This window comes from Geodermatophilus poikilotrophus (assembly GCF_900111455.1).
Taxonomy (GTDB): Bacteria; Actinomycetota; Actinomycetes; order Mycobacteriales; family Geodermatophilaceae; genus Geodermatophilus; species Geodermatophilus poikilotrophus.
In genome coordinates this window covers 242783-257992 of sequence record NZ_FOIE01000007.1, presented here as the reverse complement: position 1 = coordinate 257992, position 15210 = coordinate 242783, and the positions used below count along the sequence as shown (strand labels likewise).

General features: G+C 76.8%; 11 protein-coding genes and 1 riboswitch. Of the genes, 8 read left to right on the top strand and 3 right to left on the bottom strand.

Translation table 11 applies throughout. The annotated features are described in order from the left end of the window. The first annotated feature begins 36 nt into the window (after window positions 1-36). Window positions 37-150: riboswitch (TPP riboswitch) on the top strand. From BMW27_RS17090 to BMW27_RS17060, 7 genes are all read left to right on the top strand, one after another. Next, the gene (locus tag BMW27_RS17090; protein WP_091446172.1) at window positions 140-1486 is read left to right on the top strand and encodes a purine-cytosine permease family protein; all 1347 of its coding nucleotides are present in this window, start codon (window positions 140-142) and stop codon (window positions 1484-1486) included. (Overlaps the previous riboswitch by 11 nt.) Further along, the gene (gene thiO / locus BMW27_RS17085; RefSeq protein WP_091446392.1) at window positions 1483-2592 is read left to right on the top strand and encodes a glycine oxidase ThiO; all 1110 of its coding nucleotides are present in this window, start codon (window positions 1483-1485) and stop codon (window positions 2590-2592) included. The genes BMW27_RS17090 and thiO overlap by 4 nt, the downstream gene beginning before the upstream one ends. 5 nt (window positions 2593-2597) lie before the next feature. After that, window positions 2598-2798: a sulfur carrier protein ThiS gene (thiS, locus tag BMW27_RS17080; protein WP_091446170.1), complete on the top strand. Its 201-nt coding sequence runs from the start codon at window positions 2598-2600 to the stop codon at window positions 2796-2798. 2 nt (window positions 2799-2800) lie between these two features. Next, window positions 2801-3613, top strand: a complete 813-nt coding sequence (locus BMW27_RS17075) for a thiazole synthase (RefSeq protein ID WP_091446168.1) — start codon at window positions 2801-2803, stop codon at window positions 3611-3613. Continuing rightward, on the top strand, window positions 3610-4185 hold the full coding sequence (locus BMW27_RS17070; RefSeq protein ID WP_091446166.1) for a thiamine phosphate synthase: 576 nt from the start codon (window positions 3610-3612) through the stop codon (window positions 4183-4185). Before BMW27_RS17075 ends, BMW27_RS17070 begins: the two co-directional genes overlap by 4 nt. Window positions 4186-4459: 274 nt before the next feature. Then, entirely contained in the window at window positions 4460-4882 is a 423-nt protein-coding gene (locus tag BMW27_RS17065; protein WP_091446164.1) for an ATP-binding protein, read from the top strand. 216 nt (window positions 4883-5098) lie between these two features. Continuing rightward, entirely contained in the window at window positions 5099-7432 is a 2334-nt protein-coding gene (locus tag BMW27_RS17060; RefSeq protein ID WP_091446162.1) for a glycoside hydrolase family 65 protein, read from the top strand. A gap of 28 nt (window positions 7433-7460) precedes the next feature. Here the strand turns inward: BMW27_RS17060 and BMW27_RS17055 are convergent, their stop codons facing one another. From BMW27_RS17055 to BMW27_RS17045, 3 genes are all read right to left on the bottom strand, one after another. Beyond that, window positions 7461-8387, bottom strand: a complete 927-nt coding sequence (locus BMW27_RS17055; RefSeq protein ID WP_091446160.1) for a metal ABC transporter substrate-binding protein — start codon at window positions 8385-8387, stop codon at window positions 7461-7463. Window positions 8388-8433: 46 nt separating this feature from the next. Then, entirely contained in the window at window positions 8434-9714 is a 1281-nt protein-coding gene (gene aztD, locus BMW27_RS17050; RefSeq protein WP_091446158.1) for a zinc metallochaperone AztD, read from the bottom strand. Window positions 9715-9978: 264 nt separating this feature from the next. Next, window positions 9979-12036, bottom strand: coding sequence for a SpoIIE family protein phosphatase (locus BMW27_RS17045; RefSeq protein ID WP_091446156.1), 2058 nt, complete (start codon window positions 12034-12036; stop codon window positions 9979-9981). 1824 nt (window positions 12037-13860) lie between these two features. Here BMW27_RS17045 and BMW27_RS17035 point away from each other — a divergent pair. Continuing rightward, the gene (locus tag BMW27_RS17035) at window positions 13861-15210 is read left to right on the top strand and encodes an APC family permease (RefSeq protein WP_091446152.1); all 1350 of its coding nucleotides are present in this window, start codon (window positions 13861-13863) and stop codon (window positions 15208-15210) included.

Here is a 15210-nt window from a genome sequence, read left to right as displayed (position 1 = left end):
CCGCAGCGCGTGCCGTTGGGTGGGCCTATGGTGGGCAGCGCCATGTGCGGGAGCTCGGGCGGACCGGGCTGAGAGGGCGACTCCGACGCGTCGCCGACCGCTGGAACCTGACCGGGTAATGCCGGCGTAGGGAGCGACCATGAGCACGGCGGACGACGTCCGTACCGGCGCGCCTTCCGGCGACGCGCCGCTCACCCTCACCGAGGCCCCCGCCCCGGTCCTCGGCCTGCGCGACGCCTTCGGGCTGTGGGCCAACCTCGGCGTCAGCCTGCTGCTGCCGGTCGCCGCGGTCTTCGTCGTCCTCCCCGGGCGGCCGCTGTCGACGACGCTCGGCGCGATCGTCGTCGGCGCGGTCGTCGGGGCCACGCTGCTCGGGCTGGGTGCCGCGGCCGGCGCGCGCGAGCGGGTGCCCACGATGGTGCTGCTGCGCGGGCTGCTCGGCCGGCACGCCTCGGCCCTGCCCACCGCGATCAACCTGGTGCAGTGCATCGGCTGGGCGACCTTCGAGATCGTGATCATCGCCGAGGCGGCGTCCCGGGTGCTCGACGCGCCCCGCTGGCCGTTCGTGCTGGCCGCGGGCGTGCTGGCCACCGCGATGGCGCTGCGCCCGCTCGGCGTGGCCCGAGTGCTCGCCCGCTACGCGATCTGGGCGGCGCTGGCCGCCCTGGTCTACCTGTTCGTGAACGTGCTGGCCGAGCCGCTGCCGCCACTCACCGAGGGCGCGGCGACGTCGTTCTGGACGGCGGCCGACATCGTCATCGCCCTGCCGATCTCCTGGTTCCCGCTGGTCGCCGACTACACCCGGCACGTGCGCAGCGGCCGGGCGGCGTTCACCGGCGCGGCGGCCGGCTACGGCCTGGCGACCATCGTGATGTTCACCCTGGGCGTGGTCGCGCTGGCCGCCTACGGCAGCGCCGGGTTCGACGTCATCGACGCGCTGCTCGCCGTCCCGCTGGGCGCCCTGGCCGTGCTCGTGCTGGTCTCCGTCGAGCTGGACGAGGCCTTCGCCAACGTCTACTCGACCGCGGTGTCGGCGCAGAACATCGTCACCCGGGCCGACCGCCGGGTGCTCGCCGTCGTCGTCGGCGCGGTCGCCACGCTGCTCGCGCTGACCTTCGACATCGCCGCCTACGAGCCGTTCCTCTTCCTCATCGGCGCGGTGTTCGTCCCGCTGGTCGGCGTCTTCGTCGTCGCCTACCACTCGACTCCCCGCGGCGCGTGGGACACCTCCGACACCGCTCCCGCCCGGCCGGTGTTCCTGCTGCCGTGGGTCGCGGGCTTCCTCGCCTACCAGCTGACGCTCCCGACCTCCTTCGCCGGACCCGGCGCGGGCTGGACGGCGTGGTGGACCGCCCGGCAGGCCGACCTCGGCATCGACCCGGCCAACGGCTGGTCGGCGTCCCTGGTGAGTCTGGCCGTGGCGGTCACGATCACCGCGCTGGTCTGCCTGCCCGGGTGGCTGCGCCGGCGGAGGGTCCCCGCATGAGCGACGTCGCGGTCGCCGGTGGCGGGCTCATCGGGCTGGCCACCGCCTGGCGGGCGGCCCGGCGTGGCCTGTCGGTGACCGTCGTCGACGACTCCCCCGGCACCGGCGCGTCGGCGGCTGCGGCCGGGATGCTCGCCCCGGTCACCGAGGCCGGCTACCGCGAGGAGGCGCTGCTGCGGCTGGGGCTGGCGTCGGTGCAGCGCTGGCCGGCCTTCGCCGCGGACGTCGAGGCGGCGAGCGGGACGTCGGTCGGCCTGCGCACCGCCGGCACGCTCGTGGTCGGCTTCGACGAGGACGACGTCCGCGAGCTGACCGCGTTGCACGCCTTCCAGACCGAGCTGGGCCTGGCCGCCGAGCGGCTGACCCCGCGGGAGTCGCGCCGCCGCGAGCCCTCGCTCACCCCGCGGGTGCGTGGCGGGCTGCTCGTGGCCGGCGACCACTCCGTCGACGGCCGGGCGCTGCACGCCGCGCTGCTGGTCGCCGCGCAGGCCGCCGGCGTGCGCCTGGTGCGCGACCGGGTCACCGAGCTGCGCGTCGTCGGCGGCCGGGCGGTGGGGCTGGAGACGGCGGACGGCGGTGCGCTCGCGGCGGGCACCGTCGTCCTGGCCCTGGGCGCGCACAGCGGGCGGCTGCCCCGGGTGCCGCCGCTGCCGGTGCGCCCGGTCAAGGGCCAGATCCTGCGGCTGGCCGGGGCGACCGACCTGCTGGAGGGCACGGTGCGCGCGCTGGTCCGCGGCCGGCAGGTCTACCTGGTGCCCTACGCGGGCGACCGGCTGATCGTCGGCGCCACGACCGAGGACCGCGGTTTCGACCCGACCGTCACCGCCGGTGGGGTGCACGACCTGCTGCACGACGCGATCGACGTCGTCCCCGGCGTCAGCGAGCTGGAGCTGGTCGAGACGCTGGCCCGGTGGCGACCGGGCACCCCGGACAACGCCCCGCTGCTGGGCCCCGGCCCGCTGCCCGGCCTGGTGCTGGCCACCGGGCACCACCGCAACGGCGTGCTGCTGACCCCGGTGACCGCTGAGGTCACCGCCGAGCTGCTGGCCACCGGCGTCCTGCCCGAGGTCGCCGCCCCGTTCACCACCGACCGCTTCGGGAGGTAGCCGTCGTGCAGATCACCGTCAACGGCGAGGACACCGCGCTGGCCGAGGACGCCACCGTGGCCGACCTGGTCGCCGCCCGCAGCGGCGGGCACGACCGGGTCGCGGTGGCGCTCAACGGCGACGTCGTGCCCCGCAGCAGCTGGCCGGACACCCGGCTCTCCCCCGGCGACACCCTCGAGGTCCTCGCCCCGACCGCAGGAGGCTGACCGTGTCCACGTCCGAGCTCGCACCCGCCCTCGCCCGCGAGGAAGCGGCCGACCCGTTCACCATCGCCGGCGAGACCTTCACCTCGCGACTGCTGCTCGGCACCGGCGGCGTCCCCAGCCTGGAGACCCTCGAGGCGGCGGTGCGCGCCTCGGGCACCCAGCTGGTGACGGTCGCGCTGCGCCGGGTGGAGGCGTCGTCGAGCGCGTCGATGCTCGAGGTGCTCGACCGCTGCGGGGTGCGGCTGCTGCCCAACACCGCCGGGTGCCGCACCGCCCGCGAGGCCGTGCTCACCGCCCGGCTGGCCCGCGAGGCGTTCGGCACGTCGTGGGTGAAGCTGGAGGTCATCGGCGACGAGCACACACTGCTGCCCGACGCCGTGGAGCTGCTCGACGCCGCCGAGCAACTGGTCGCCGACGGGTCCACCGTGCTCGCCTACACCACCGACGACCCGATCCTGGGCCGTCGGCTGGCCGACGCCGGGTGCGCCGCGGTCATGCCGCTGGGCTCGCCGATCGGCAGCGGGCTGGGCATCCGCAACCCGCACAACATCGCGCTGCTGCGCGAGGGCGTCGACGTCCCGGTGGTGCTGGACGCCGGGATCGGCACCGCCTCGGACGCCGCGCTGGCCATGGAGCTGGGCTGCGACGCGGTGCTGCTGGCCTCGGCGGTCACCCGCGCCCGCGACCCCGAGCGGATGGCGCTGGCCATGCGGCAGGCGGTCGAGGGCGGTCGGCTGGCGAAGCTCGCCGGCCGGATCCCGCGCCGCTGGCACGCCGAGGCCTCGACGTCCTTCGAGGGCCTGCCGGAGCTGTGAGCCTCCCCCGGCTGCTCGTCGTCACCGACCGGACGCAGGCGACCGGGCCGCTGGCCGACGTGGTGGCCGCCGCGGTGGACGCCGGCGCCCGGGCGGTCCTGCTGCGGGACCGGGACCTGCCGGACGCCGAGCGCGCCGCCCTGGCCGCCGGCCTGCGGGCCGTGCTCGACCCGGTGGGCGGCCTGCTGGTCACCGCCGGGGCGGGCGGCGGACCCGCGTACACCGCCGTCCACCTCGCCGCGGCCGAGCCGTTCCCCGACCCGCGCCCGGCGCTGGTCGGCCGCTCCTGCCACTCGGCCGCCGAGCTGGTGCAGGCCCGCGCCGAGGGTTGCGACTGGGCCTTCCTCTCCCCCGTCTTCGCCACGGCGTCCAAGCCCGGCTACGGCCCGGTCCTCGGCGTGGCGGGGTTCGCCCGCCTGCAGCCCCTCGGGCCCCCGGTGTACGCGCTCGGCGGCGTCGGGCCGGGCGACGTGCCCGCACTGCTCGCCGCCGGCGCGCACGGGGTCGCGGTCATGGGACCGGTCATGCGCGACCCGGCCGTCGTCCGGGACTACCTGGCGGCCCTGGCCTGACGGTCGGACCGCCGGCGGCCGGCCGGGGTGGTCGCCACCGCAGTGCTCCCGGAGGTGGGGACCCCCACCGCGAGCGGGGTCGTGGCCCCGTGGCCGCCCGGGGTGCGATCCGCGGGGTGACTCTGTGTGACACCTGTCTCACGATGTTTGGGGTCGCCCCCACAGGTCGATACGCAGGTGTTCGGCTCGCCCGCGGGCCGTCATCGGTCGCGCCCGCCGGGCGCGGGCCAGGGTGCGCCTCCGGGCGGGAACGAGCACGTGAGGGGACCACGGCGTGACAGGCGACACGGCCCGGTCGCTCTGGCCGGCCGCACGGCCGCCGGCGGCTCCCGACCGCTTTGCCTGGGACCTCGGGTCCGTGGCCGAGCTGCCCGTCGTCCGCGCCGAGGTGCGGGCCCACCTCGCCGCCCCGGAGCTGTCCGACCTGCGCGACCGGCTGGTGCTGGCCCTCGACGAGATGGCCTCCAACGCCCTGCGGCACGGCGGCGGGCAGGTCCGCGCCTCGGTGCGCCCGCTCGCCGACGCCTGGCTGATCGAGGTCCGCGACGGCGCCCCGGGCACCCCGCCGTCCCCCGCAGTCGGCCGCGACCCCAGCGAGGGCGGCCTCGGGCTCTACCTGATCGCCGAGCTGGCCACCGACCACGGCTGGTACGTCACGGCCGGCGCCAAGCACGTCTGGGCCGTGCTCGCGCCCTGAAGGAGGGCGCCTCCGCCCCGCACCGTGGGAGGACCCCGTCCCCCGCACGCCTCGGAGGAGGACGGGGTCCTCCCACCTGCGGAGGGGCTGTGCGAGAGGGCCGACTGCCGCACCGCCCTCCGGATCGCGTCGGGGTGTGCTGACCGGTAGGACAGGGGACGGGACGCCGGCCTCGGCGTCCGTCCCGTTGCCGGACGACGCGAGCGAGGACCGTGCGTGACCGCCCCCACCCTGGACGTCGACCCCTGGCTGGTGCGCGAGCCGCACGTGGAGCCCGGGACGATGCCCGTCGCCGAGTCGCTCTTCAGCCTCTCCAACGGCTACGTCGGGATCCGGGGGACGCTCGACGAGGTCGAGCCCTTCGGCATGCGCGGCACCTACCTCTCCGGGGTCTACGAGACCCACCCGCTGTCCTATCCCGAGGGCGGCTACGGGCAGCCCGAGGTGGGGCAGGCGATGCTCACCGTCGCCGACGGCACGCCGCTGCGCCTGCTGGTCGACGGGGTCCCGCTCGACCTACGCGAGTTCGAGCTGGACGTCCACGAACGCACGCTGGACCTGCGCGCCGGCACGCTCGACCGCCGCGTGCGCTGGGCGACGCCGTCGGGCACGACGGTGGAGGTGTCCTCGCGGCGGCTGGTCTCCCTGGTGGAGCGGTCGGTCTGCGCGGTGCGGTACGAGGTGCGCGTCCTGGACCGGCCCGCGCACGTCGTCGTCCGGTCCGAGCTGGCCGCCGGCGAGGTCACACCCGCGGGCGTGGACAACGACGACCCGCGCGTCGCGGAGTGCCTGGACGAGGCCTTCGAGCCGCGCGCCCAGATCGGCAACGCGAGCGGTGGCGCCCTGGTGGAACGGACCCGCCGGTCGGGCATCACGGTCGCGGCCGCGGTCGGTCACGAGGTCGACGGCGGGCGGGTGAGCACGCGCGTCGACGAGCAGCACGTCGTCACCACGGTCGCCGCCGACCTGCGCCCCGGCGAGGGCGTCACGGTCGTCAAGGTCGTCGGGTACAGCTGGTCGCACGACGCGGGGTCCGACTCCGTCCTCGCCGAGGCGTCGGGGGCCGTGAGCTCCGCCTTCGACCTCGGGTGGGAGGGTCTGCTCGCCGGTCAGCGGGCCGCGCTCGACGAGCTGTGGGCGACGGCGGACGTCGAGGTCGACGGCGACCCCGAGCTGCAGCAGGCGCTGCGCTACACCGTCTTCCAGCTGTTCTCCTCCGCCGCCTGCATCTCCGGTGCCCCCGTCGGCGCCAAGGGACTGACCGGGATCGGGTACAGCGGCCACACCTTCTGGGACGTCGAGGGGTTCGTCGTGCCCGCCCTCACGCTGCTGCGCCCGGACGCGGCGGCACGGCTGCTGCGGTGGCGCGCCGCCACGCTCGACCTCGCGCGGGAGCGGGCCCGGACCCTGGGTCTGGCGGGCGCGTCCTTCGCGTGGCGCACGATCAGCGGCCGCGAGGTCTCCGCGTACTGGCCGGCGAGCACGGCCGCGATGCACGTCAACGCCGACATCGCGCGCGCCTTCTGGCTCCACCAGAACGTCACCGGCAGGGACCTCGACACCCTCGGTGGCCTCGCGGTGCTCGTCGAGACGGCCCGGTCGTGGGTCTCGGCGGGCCACGAGGACGCGGCCGGCGCCTGGCACCTCTACGGCATGACCGGGCCGGACGAGTACACCGGGGTCGTCGACGACAACGTCTTCACCAACCTCATGGCCCGGCGCAACCTCCGGTGGGCCGCCGATGCGTGCGAGAGGCTGCCGGAGCGCGCGTCGGAGCTGGGCGTGGACGACGCCGAGACCGCCGCCTGGCGGTCCGCGGCCGACGCCGTGCACGTCCCGTGGGACGAGCGCCTGCGCGTGCACCCGATGAACGACAACTTCACGACCTACCGGGAGTGGCCCTTCGAGGACGAGCGCGACCACTACCCGGTGCAGGAGCACCACCACTACGCCGACTTCTACCGGCGACAGGTGCTCAAGCAGGCCGACCTGGTCCAGGCGCTGTGGTGGTGCCGCGACGAGTTCACGGCGGAGGAGGTGGCGCGCGACGTCGACTACTACGAGGCGCGCACCGTCCGGGACTCCTCGCTCTCGGCCGCCGTCCAGGCCGTCGTGTGCGCCCAGGCGCAGCACCCCGACCTCGCCCTGCGCTACCTGCGGGAGGCCGCCCTCGTGGACCTGCGTGACGTCCGGGGTGACACCCCGAACGGCCTGCACCTGGCCGCCGTGGGCGGGACGTGGCTGGCGTTCGTCGCCGGCCTGGGTGGCCTGCGGGAGGACGCCGAGGACCTGGAGATCGCGCCGCTGCTGCCGTCCTCGCTCTCGCGGACCGCCTACTCCGTCACCTGGCGCGGCAGCCTGCTCCGCGTCGAGACGACGCGGGAGGGCACCACGGTCACGCTGGTGCGCGGCGAGGAGCCGGTGACCGTCGTCGTGGACGGCGCCCCGCTGTCGGTCACGACCGCCGCTCCCGTGCACGCGCCGCTGCGGGACCCGACCCCGCTGCTCGACGAGCCGAGTCAGCCGGTCGGTCGCGAACCGCGCACCTGAGGGGGTCGTCGGTGACGCGCGGCGGGACTCAGCCGCCGACGGGCACGCAGTCCAGCCCCTCCTGGAGCGCCCGCAGGTTGGCCCGCATGGTGCTCAGGTAGTCCTCGCCGGACGCGGGCACCCGCTCCACCGGGTCCAGCACCCCGGTGCGCAGGCCGAGGTCGTCGGCGAGCGCCCGGGTGAGCCCGGGGCCGGTCGACACCTCGAAGAACACCGTCCGCACGTCGCGGCCCTCGACCACCTCGACGACGTCGCGCAGGCGGGCCGGCGAGGGCTCGACCGCGGGATCGAGACCGGCGATGCCCACCTGCACCAGGCCGTAGCGCTCGGCCAGGTAACCGAACGCCTCGTGCGACGTCACCAGCGTCCGCCCGCGGCACCCGGCGAGACCCTCCCGGTACGCCGCGTCGAGCGCGGCCAGGTCGGCCTGCAGGGCCTCCGAGGCGGCGGCGTGGTCGACCGCGTGCCCGGGGTCGACCTCCGTGAGCTCGGTGGCCACCTGGTCGGCGACCGAGGCCAGCCGCACGGGATCGAGCCAGAAGTGCGGGTCGAGCGCAGGGGACCCCTGCTCCCCCGGCGGGCGGCCCGGAGCGCCGGCCAGGCCGGCGACGTCGGCGGCGTCGACGACGTGCCCGGAGCCGTGCGGCTCGAGCGCGGCATCGGTGGACGCCTGCAGGCCGGAGACGTGCACGACGAGGTCGGCCTCCCCGAGCCGGCCGACCTGCCGGGGCGTGAGCTCGACCCGGTGACCGTCGCCCGCGGTCCCGACCAGCCCCTCGACCGCCACGTGCGCGCCGCCGATCCGCTCGACGACGTACTGCAGCGGATAGGTGGTGGCGACGACCTCCACCCGGCCCCCGCCTCCGCCCGATCCCTCGGAGCACGCCGCGGCAGCGAGGGCGGCACAGCAGACGGCGACCCAGCGGGCGAGGACCGGGGCGGGGCGGGTGGGCACGGGAGCTCCTCCGGGAAGGGCGGCGGCAGGGGCGGGGGCGGTCGCGTCAGTCCTCGTGGTCGGAGCCGGTGTCGTCGCCGGTCACGCCGGCGAGCTCGTTGGGCACCACGCCGACGTCGGCGCTGCGCCACACCTCGCCGGTCAGGACGTCGACCGCGTGGACCTGCCCGGTCGCCGGCTCGGTGACGTACGCGGTGCCGTCCAGCACCTGCAGAGCCGGGCGCGGCTGCTGCCACTCCAGCGGCTCCTCCCAGGGCGCGACGACCGGGACCGAGCGCTCGAGGGTCCCCGACTCGGGGTCGATGACGTGCAGCGCGCCGTCGGTGCCCAGCACCAGCGCCTCGCCGTCCTCCCCGCGGGCGAGGGAGCGGAAGGAGTAGGACGCCGGCAGGTCGACCAGCCGCAGCTGCGCCGTCCGGGTGTCCACCAGCGCGACCCGGGTGGGGCGCTCGAGCTCGGCGTCGGGGTCGGTCTTGTAGTCGCCGAGCACGACGGCGGAGGACGCGCTGCCGGCCTGGTTGCCGATGCGGCCGTACGCGTCGGGGCTCTGCACCTCGCGGACCTGCCCGCCGGCGTGGACCAGCGCGCCGTCCTCGCACCCGATGACGACGGCGTCGTCCGCGGCGACCGCCTCGCCGTGCACGCCCGGGCAGCCGGCCGAGGAGGCGACCTCCGCCCCGGCGGCGTCGAGCACCCGGATGCCGGTGCGCTCGTCCTCGGTCCCCTCCGACACGACCAGGGTGCCGTCCCCGAGCGCGACCGCGACGCCGTGGTGCGGCGAGGGGGTGGTCAGCCGCCGCGCGCCGTCGGCGCCCGCGGCCACCCGGTCGCTGTCGAGGACGACGACCTCGCCGGTGCCGTCGTCGAAGAGGGCCGTGTGCCCGTCGTGGGCGACGACGTGCCCCGGCTCCTCGGCGGGGTGCAGGACGTCGGTGAGCTGCGGCGCCGACGTGTAGTGGTGGCCGTGGTCGCCGTGCGGCTCGGTCCACGTGCCCGCGTCGAGGACCCGGAAGCCGCCCTGCGTGCTGACCAGCAGGTGCCGCCCGTCGCCGGCCGCGTTGAGCCGGTTGAAGCCGGCGAGCGGCAGGTCCGCGACGGTCTCCAGGGTGGTCGCGTCGAGGACCCGCACCCCGCCGTCGTGGGTCAGCGCGAGCCGGGGGCTGCTCGCCGCCACCTCCCGGACGTCGGAGGCCGGGGTCGGCTCGGCGGGCGCGGACGGGGACGCGCCACTCGCGCCGCTCCCGCCGGTGCCGCAGGCGGTGAGCAACAGCGGCAGGGCGAGGCCCGCGGCGGCCAGGGGGCGGGCAGGCGTGGGGGTGCGCGGCATCGTCGGTACGGGCGGGCCGGAGCCCGCCCACTCCTTCCAGGAGGGGATGAGGACGCCGCCGACGCTAGCAAGAACGAGAATCATTCGCAGTAAGGCCCGTGCGAGACACCGGTGCACGGTGGTACGGGCGGTCGGCCGGGTGGCGGGGACCGGCGGTCGGTCCGGTGCGGTGCCGGCGAGGGGACGCCTCGCTGCAGGGTGCCGCCGCCGGTCCGTCCCGAGCCGGGCGGAGGACGGGGTCCCTCGATGGCGGGAGGGGTCCGCTCAGCCCTGCGGGTGGAGGCGGATCGCCACCAGCGCGATGTCGTCCTGCAGCCGTTCGGGGCGCACCCGCTCGATGACCGCGTCGCACAGCCGCTCCAGCGGCTGGTCGCCGAGCTCGGCCAGCGCGGCGCGCAGCCGGCCGATGCCCTCGTCGAGCGGGAGGTCGCGGCCCTCCACCAGACCGTCGGTGTAGAGCAGCAGGGTCGCCCCGCGGCGCACGGTGACCACGCTCTCGGTGCGCCGCGCGGCCGGGTCGACGCCCAGCATCAGGTCCGGCCGTTCGGCGCCCAGCGCCTGCACCCGGCCGTCGGTGTGCAGCACCAGCGGCGGTGGGTGCCCGGCGTTGGACCAGCGCAGCGTGGTCAGCCCGGCGTCCCGCTGCTCGGGTGTCTGCTCGACCCGGGCCACGGCCGCGGTCGCCATCGTGGCCATGCCGAGCCCCTGCACGGCGCGGTCGAGGTCGCTGAGCACCTGCGCCGGCCCGACGCCGTCCCGGTAGGCGATGCCGCGCAGCAGCCCGCGCAGCTGCCCCATCGACGCCGCGGCCTCGGTGTCGTGTCCGACGACGTCCCCGATGACCAGCACCGTCGTCCCCGCCGGCTGGACGAAGGCGTCGTACCAGTCGCCGCCGACCTGGGCGACCTCCATCGCCGGCCGGTAGCGGACGACGATCTCCGCGGAGTCCGGCGCCGGCGGGGCACTGAGCAGACTGCGCTGCAGGCCCTCGGCCAGCCGGCGCTGCTGCTCGTAGAGGCGGGCGTTGTCGAGCGCCAGCGCGACGCGCGCGGCGACCTCCTGGGCGGTGGCGACGTCGTCCTCGTCCGCGGCGAGCCGGCCGGCGGAGCGGTAGACGCTCAGCGCGCCCAGCGTCCGCCCGCGGGCTGCCAGCGGCAGCGTCACCGCCGTCCGCGGATCGAGGGCCCAGAACACGTCGCTGACCTCGCCCGGGGGCAGGGTGCGCCCGACGGCGGCACCCACGTCGGGGACGGTCAGCGTCCGGCCCGAGGCCAGCGCCCGCATGACCGGTGCGTCCGGCCCCAGCGCGGCCAGGCGCAGCTCGGCGTAGCGCGCAACGGTCGCCCGCTCCGCCGCGTCGGCGTGCCAGCTCCCGACGTCGCGCATCCGGCCGTCCTCGCCGGCGAGGCTCACGATCGCCCAGTCCCCCAGCACGGGGACGACGGACTCGGCCAGCCGCTGCAAGGCGGCGCCCTCCCCCGCTCCGGAGCCCAGCGTCTCCCCGGTGACGGCGCCGACCTCGGCGATGAGGGCCAGCCGCGCGGCGCTCGCCCGGGCTCGCTCCTCGGCGGCCCGGCGCTCGGTGACGTCGAGGAAGTAGACGGACAGCCCGTCGGGCCCCGGCCACGCCCGGACCTCGTACCAGGCCTCCAGCGGCGCCGGGTAGTACGCCTCGAAGACCCGCTCGCGCCCGGTGGCTGCCGCGCCGCGGTAGTGCACCTCGAAGTCGCTGCCCACGGCGGCGGGGAACAGCTCCCAGATGTCGCCGCCCAGCAGGTCGCCGCGCGAGCGCTGCAGCACCCGCTCGGCCTCGCCGTTGACGTAGGTGAACCGCCAGTCGCGGTCCAGGGCGAAGAACGCGGCGTTCATCGACTCGAGCACCCGGGCCACCCGGGCGTCCGCTTGCCGGTGCTCGGTCGTGTCGTACCCCGCCCCCAGCAGCCGCACGGAGTTCCCCGCCTCGTCGGCCAGCGCCCGGCCGCGGCCCTGCACCCAGCGCGTCTCGCCGGTGGGCAGGACGATCCGGAACTCGGCGTCGTACTCCCCCTGGGTGTCGATGGCGTCCTGCAGCGCCTCGAGGGTGCGGGCCGCGTCGTCGGGGTGGAGCCGCTCGGCGAAGGCGTCGATGGTGCCGGGCCAGCCGGCCCGGTCGTAACCGAAGATCTCCAGCAGCCGGTCGTCCCACTCCAGCCGGCCCGTTCCCAGGTCCCAGTCGAAGCTGCCGATCCCGGCCGCGTCGATGGCCAGCTCGAAGCGCAGGCGGGTGGCCGCGGCCTGCGGGTCGGGATCCCCGGTCTCCGCCGGCCTCCGATCCAGGTTCACGGTCGACTCACTCGCATCCTCGGGGGCGGGCTCGGACGTCGGGACTCCGTCCGGGTTACCCGGTCGGTGCACCGGGACGCGCACCCCTTTTGTCTCATGTCCGAGGGGTCCGGGGCCACCTGGTGTGCCGGATGTGACAACTGGTGTTGCGAGCGGGCTCGCCCTCGGCAGCAGGGGATCCAGGCTCCGCCCGCGTCGGCCGCGTGTGACCGGGAGGCGCCGGTGGGACGTCGTCCCCACGACGAGGGCGACCCGGTCACGCAGCGGGCGCGGCTGTCACGCACCACCCACGACGGCCGACGGCGGGCGCCCCGGTCCGGGGGCGCCCGCCGTCGGCGGGAGGGGGACGGCGGGTCCCGTGCGGAGCTCGTCCTGCGGCGCACTGCCCCCGGGCGGCCTGCCCGGGCGGTCTCCTGCGGTCGACTCCCGGCACCGGCGACCGGCCGGCGACCCGGCCCCGGACGGCGCCCGGCCAGGTCGGTGCCGGTCAGAGACCCGGGGAACGGGTACCGGCGCGGACCTGTCGTCCCGTCGGACGGTCTCCGTCGCCGGACAGCCGTGCCGCTCGGCGGTCGCCGCCTCCCTGGAGGGTCCGCGCGCTGCGTCGGGGCGCAGTCGGCGGGGGGTCGAGGCGGGTACCGGTGGAGCAGGGACGTCTGGGCGGCGGGAGATCCCGTCGGGGACAGCCAGGGGCGGTGCGGGGTCGGTCGGGAGGAGCGGGGACCACCGGGCTCCGGTCGCGGCCACCGGAGGGGGCGGTGGCGCGGCCGTGGCCGGGAGGCGGTGCGGGGAACGGCGTCCGCGGCGGGTGCCGTGGTGGTGCCGGGTCAGCCGGGTGGCTGGCCGCGGGCCGGAGGGGGTCGCGGATCACCGCGCGCCCGGGCCGGGGCGGAGGCCCGAGCGGCTCCCGGTGGGCGGCCCCCCTGCGCGGTCCTCGGTGCGGGGACGGGCCGCGGTGCCGGCACCTGCCGGGCGAGCGGGGCGACCACCGGGACGCGGGGGCGGGCAGCCGGCCAGGGGTACCGGGCCGGACGGAGCGCCGCGGCGGGGGAAGGCGCCGCGGGCCGGATCGTGGGGGTGTTCGGCAGCTCGGTGAGGACCACCGGGCCGTCGGGGCGGGGTGCCGGGGCGGTCGAGGCCGGGCGCCCCCACGCGAGGTGGGCACCGTCGGGGCCGGCGCCCCAGAGCGCCAGCCGGCGGACCAGGCCCCGCACCCGGGCGCGCAGGCCCGGCCGGGGCGCCGGGGCAGGGGCCGGCGCGGACCAGACCGGTGTGTCCGGTGCCGGTGCCGGGAGCGCCGGCCGGGGGCGCACGGCCGGCACGGGGACCGGCCGGACGGCGGCCGGCCGCCGGGCGCCGCCGGTGCGGTGCACGGCCGCGCGGCGGGGACGCGGCCGGGTCCGCGCGGGCAGCGGCTCGGCCCGGTCCAGCACGTCAAGCAGGCCGCCGAGGGTCAGGTCGTCAGCCGAGCGCGACGGACGCGGAGCCACTGCCCGGTCGTTCGCCATGACGTCCTCCTCAGGTCGGTGCCGCGGTCGCTGCGGACAGGGAGAACGGTAGGGACGACGGCCTCTCGCGACGGCCTCCTGCGACACCTCCTGGAGCGCGCGTGACCGAACCGTTGCGACGGCGTCCTGGGGCGGACGGTGACCCGCCCCACCGGCCGACCGCTTGTCGACACGACCACCGCCCTCGAGCGTGGAACGCGCTGGTCGGGGCGCCGGTCACCCCCGGGTGCGACCCGACGCGCCCGGCGTGTCGGGTCCTGGACGCAGCGGTCCGCGCGGAGTTGCCGGGCCGTACGGCCCTGCCGAGACTCGACCGGTGACAGACCAGGCCGCACCGCCCGCCGACCCGACCGGCACCCGGCTGCGCCGGGCCGTCACCGGGCCGCTGCTGTTCCTCTTCATCCTCGGCGACGTCCTCGGCGCCGGCGTCTACGCGCTGGCCGGCCGGGTGGCCGCGGAGGTGGGCGGGGCGATCTGGGTGCCGCTGCTCGTCGCGCTGCTGCTGGCCCTGCTCACCGCGGCGTCCTACGCGGAGCTGGCCACCAAGTACCCGCGCGCCGGCGGGTCGGCGGTGTACGCCGAGCGGGCCTTCCGGCAGCCGCTCGTCGCGTTCCTCGTGGGCTTCTGCATGCTCGCTGCCGGGGTGACCAGCGCGGCGGGGCTGGCGCTCGCCTTCGCCGGCGACTACCTGGGTGTCTTCCTCGACGTGCCCGCGACGCCGGCCGCGCTGGTGTTCCTGCTGCTGGTGGCGCTGCTCAACGCCCGGGGGATCCGCGAGTCGCTGCGCGCCAACCTGGTGATGACCCTGGTCGAGGTGTCGGGCCTGGTGCTCGTCGTCGTCCTCGGTGCGCTGGTCCTCGGCCGTGGGGACGGCGACCTGGGCCGCACCGTGGAGTTCACGCCCGGCGTCGCCCCGGCCTCTGCGGTGCTGGCCGCCGCGCTGCTGGCCTACTACTCCTTCGTCGGCTTCGAGACCTCGGCCAACCTCGCCGAGGAGGTGCGCGACGTGCGCCGGGTCTACCCGCGGGCGCTGTTCGGCGCGCTGCTCACCGCCGGTGTGGTGTACGTGCTGGTCGGCCTGGCGGCCTCGGTGGTGCTGCCCCCGGAGGAGCTCGCCGCCTCCACCGGCCCGCTGCTGGAGGTGGTGCGCGCCGCGGACGCCGGGGTCCCCGACCGGCTGTTCAGCGCGGTGGCGCTCGTCGCGGTGGCCAATGGCGCGCTGCTCACGATGATCATGGCCAGCCGGATGGCGTACGGGATGGCCGGGCAGCGGCTGCTGCCCGGCGTCCTGGGCCGGGTGCTGCCCAACCGCCGGACGCCGTGGGTGGCCATCGCCGTCACCACGCTGGTCGCGATGGCGCTCACCCTCGTCGGCGACCTGTCCACGCTGGCCAACACCGTGGTGCTCCTGCTGCTGTTCGTCTTCCTCAGCACGAACACCGCGGTCCTGGTGCTGCGCCGCGACCGCGCGGAGGCCGAGCACTTCCGCGCCCCGACGGTGCTGCCGGTGCTCGGCACCGCCTCCTGCCTGCTGCTCCTGTGGCAGCAGGAGGCGCAGGTCTGGGGCCTCGCCGCGCTGCTGCTGCTGGCCGGGGTCGTGCTGTACGTGGTCACTCGGCTGGCCGGACGTCGTGCGAGCGCCGCCGGGGGCGCCCGGCGCGGCTGA

Bases quoted from the DNA above. Each gene is read 5' to 3' on its own strand.
- BMW27_RS17090 (WP_091446172.1), top strand. From the start codon at position 140: ATGAGCACGGCGGACGACGTCCGTACCGGCGCGCCTTCCGGCGACGCG.
- thiO (WP_091446392.1), top strand. From the start codon at position 1,483: ATGAGCGACGTCGCGGTCGCCGGTGGCGGGCTCATCGGGCTGGCCACC.
- aztD (WP_091446158.1), bottom strand. From the start codon at position 9,714: ATGCCGCGCACCCCCACGCCTGCCCGCCCCCTGGCCGCCGCGGGCCTC.